The organism is Spiroplasma endosymbiont of Megaselia nigra, assembly GCF_003987485.1.
In the GTDB taxonomy this organism is placed as follows: domain Bacteria; phylum Bacillota_I; class Bacilli_A; order Mycoplasmatales; family Mycoplasmataceae; genus Spiroplasma.
Window position 1 is genome coordinate 1 of record NZ_RCOO01000266.1, and the last position, 1,249, is coordinate 1,249.

The following is a 1,249-nucleotide window of genomic DNA, read 5'->3' on the forward strand; positions in this document are numbered from 1 at the left end:
TGTTTGTGTTGGGTCATCAACATGAATAGTAGGTGTATCTAATTTATTAATTTTACTAATATCAATTTTACTTGATGATGGAATTACATAATCAACTGGTACTCTAAATGTTTTATTAAGATTACTTTTAGCAATATTAATTTCATCTTGTGTAGGTGCTTTTTCTAAAATAATTTTACATGTTTTTGGATATAAAATTGTTGGTGTTGCATACTGAACTTTGCCAATTCATTTAGGGTTAGCAGTATCATTATCTAAAACTTGTTGAATAGTATCCATATTAATTGGATAAGCTCATACTTGTTTATTAATAATTAAACCATTTACATTAGTAAAATTATAACCTTTATCACGGTTAACTTGTCCTTTTGTATATGTTTTTTCTAAATGAAAACTTTTAGATACAGGAATTCCCATTGCTGTATTTTCATATAATTCACCATTAACCATTGCTTTTAATTGGGCTTGTGAACCAATTACTTTTAAATAAGCAGGTGTTAATCCTAAATAGGCTCTTCGTCCTAAAACCATAAACATTTTATCGGTTGGCAAACCAAAGTATAAATTACTAATTTGATTTGTTAATTCAATCAAAGTTTCATTTAATGTAAAGAATGCTTTATTTGCATCATCAGCATTTTCAGCTGTATAACTACGAAATGGAATTACTTCATATTGACCATCTGCTAAACAATAATCATAAATAGCCTGAATTAATTCACATTCTAAATTAACAAATTTATTTTGTACAACACTAGAAATAGCATCAGCAATAACACCATTTTTAATATTTTGTTCTATTAATGCTAAATCAAAAGCCTCATTCATTAATTTTAAATTAAATCTTTTATCAATAGGAACTGGAATTCTTGTTAATCCCATTGTTTGAGTTTCTCCACCATTTGGTAATGAATAATCATCTTGTCATACCACACGATGAGTTAAATTATATAATGCTTGTCCTGCATTAGGTAATCAAGCAACTTGTTCTGCTGTTGCTGTTGCATACTGCATAATACTTGCATATTCATTATATAAAGGTCCACGCAATAAAGCATTAACCATATCAACATAAGCCTTTTGACCTGTTGTATTACCTTGTAATGTAAAAGGTACTTGTGGCAAATTAATTGTTGCCATAATATTTCACTCCCTTATTATCTAAGGTTTTTAAGTGTATAATCAGTTAATTTTTTAATTTCATCAGGAGTATATGCTCCTTTTTCTTTAATAGTTTCAATTTCATCAT

1 protein-coding gene is annotated in these 1,249 nt (G+C 27.8%); it reads right to left on the reverse strand.

The window, feature by feature from the left end:
* Positions 1 to 1,140, reverse strand: a 1,140-nt coding sequence (locus tag D9R21_RS06590; protein WP_148108887.1) for a hypothetical protein, incomplete at its 3' end; no start/stop codon positions are given.
* Positions 1,141 to 1,249 lie beyond the last annotated feature (109 nt).